Annotated in this window: 2 protein-coding genes; one reads left to right on the top strand and one right to left on the bottom strand. The window is 41.6% G+C overall.

The annotated features are described in order from the left end of the window. Positions 1-111 precede the first annotated feature (111 nt). A complete protein-coding gene (locus AB4238_RS15415) occupies positions 112-465 on the bottom strand; it encodes a hypothetical protein (protein WP_372034226.1) in 354 nt (117 codons plus the stop codon). An 88-nt stretch (positions 466-553) separates the two neighbouring features. Between AB4238_RS15415 and ccoG the strand changes: the two genes are divergently transcribed. Further along, positions 554-1,975 carry a cytochrome c oxidase accessory protein CcoG gene (gene ccoG / locus AB4238_RS15410; RefSeq protein ID WP_372034225.1) on the top strand — a complete coding sequence of 474 codons (1,422 nt, stop codon included), beginning with the start codon at positions 554-556 and terminating at the stop codon, positions 1,973-1,975. The last annotated feature ends 197 nt before the right edge of the window (positions 1,976-2,172 follow it).

Here is a 2,172-nt window from a genome sequence, read left to right as displayed (position 1 = left end):
ATAATGGTTGTTCCCTTATGAGTTTATTCAACTAAGGCGTAGCAAGCCAAAAGCAATCTAACAGGTCAGTTTTTGCGGCAGTAATGCTGCGTTAATGAGTGTTAAGCTGCTTTAGTTTAGCTTGTCACATATATAAGTTTGGTTCTCTTTGCTAAAGCTACTGTGTTTGTCTGCTCCATTTCCACAGTAATCCTGTTTGAATTCATCTAATCTGGCTTGCGATTGAGTGATAGCTTGCAGTGCCTGTTGCTCGGCGGCTGACAGTCTATCTGCTATATCCGTTTTAAGAAGATCCACTTTATGGTCGATTCGCTTTAGTTGAGTCCCTGTCATGCTATCCAGTTTATCTTCAGCTTGCTGATAAATAGCCTGAACTTCAGCAACGGGTTCATCTAATGCATCTGTTTCTGTATAGAGGTAATAAAGAACACCGCCAATTAGTGCTAACAAAATCCAGCCTTTCATCAATTAGTCCTATATAGGTGAATAACTTGTAGTATAAGCGTTATAATAAGCTAGTTTTCTAGCAATATTAAAGCTGTAAGGCTACAAAATGAGCGCAGAACAAAATAAAAAAGACTTTTCAAAAGTAGAAAGAATCAAAATTCATCAGCCTGACGCCAATAAAGCGGACAGGTTCAATCCGCGTAACCGTATATATGTGAGAGCGGTTGAAGGGCTATGGACAACCTTGCGTCGCCAATTGGGTTGGATAGCAATGTTGTTCTTTTTATTGCTGCCATGGATCCCTTGGGGAGATCGTCAAGCGGTCTGGTTTAATCTTGCTGAACAAAAGTTCCATGTTTTTGGTCTCACTATTTGGCCACAAGATTTCACGCTCTTGGCTGCCTTATTAATGATTGCCGCATTTGGACTCTTTTTCATCACCACTTATTTAGGTCGTGTTTGGTGTGGCTATACCTGTCCACAAACCGTGTGGACCTTTATCTTTATGTGGTTTGAAGAAAAGCTCGAAGGTTCGCGTAATAAACGCATGAAGTTAGATCAAATGCCGTGGAGCTTCGATAAGCTGAAACGAAAAACCGCAAAGCATGGTGCTTGGTTGTTGATCTCACTACTCACTGCAATGACGTTTGTCTCTTACTTCGTTCCTACAAGGGAAGTGTATTTAGAAGTATTCACACTGAATGCCAGTGGCTCAGTATATTTCTGGGTAATCTTCTTTACGTTTGCCACTTATGGCAATGCTGGTTGGATGCGAGAGATCATGTGTTTGCATATGTGTCCATATGCACGCTTCCAGTCTGCGATGTTTGATAAGAATACTTATATAGTGGGTTACGATGTTAAACGCGGAGAAACCCGTGGCCCAAGATCTAGAAAAGCTGACCCTAAAGCTTTAGGTTTGGGTGACTGTATCGATTGTGATTTATGTGTTCAAGTTTGCCCTACCGGTATCGATATTCGCAATGGTTTGCAGTATGAGTGTATTAACTGTGGTGCTTGTATTGATGCTTGCGATACCACCATGAGCAGGATGGGGTATGACAAAGGACTGATTAGTTACACAACTGAAAATAAGCTTGAAGGTATAAAAGAGAAAGTTCTCCGTCCTAAGCTTGTTGGCTATGGCGTCATTTTAACGGTGATGGTTTTGGTCTTTGTATATGCTACAGCCACAATTGCCCCTATTCGTATTGATGTTATCCGTGACCGTAATCTTCTATTCAGAGAAACGGATGCAGGGTTGATTGAGAATACCTTTACCTTAAAGGTCCTTAATAAGACCGAAGATACCCATATATATAACTTGAGTGTAGAAGGCTTATCGAATTACAAATGGATTGGCCCACAACAGGTAACACTCAGCGGCGGGGAGGTATTAACACTTCCAATCAGTATTGCGGTAGACCCTGTTGAGCTTTCTAGAGCGATGACGCATATCAATTTTGAAGTTGAAACTGATGATGGTGAGATTGAAGCAAAACAAGAGTCGCGCTTCTTTGGTAACTAATAGAACAGCTTAAACAGATAAAAGGGGCTTTTAGCCCCTTTTTTGTGCGTATCGTTTGAGAAGTGTGCGCTTAAACGATTTATTGCATTTTTTCTCATTTAGCCCCTTGCGCTCTGTCAGGATTTCCCTATAATGCGCATCCACTGACACGGCACAGCAGGCCAACTACTTAGGTAGTACGGGACTTGCAGCGGTGT

The organism is Shewanella sp. 10N.286.45.A1, assembly GCF_041470405.1.
In the GTDB taxonomy this organism is placed as follows: Bacteria; Pseudomonadota; Gammaproteobacteria; order Enterobacterales; family Shewanellaceae; genus Shewanella.
Note: the sequence above shows the minus strand (reverse complement) of the source record. Positions and strands in the feature narration are given on the sequence as shown.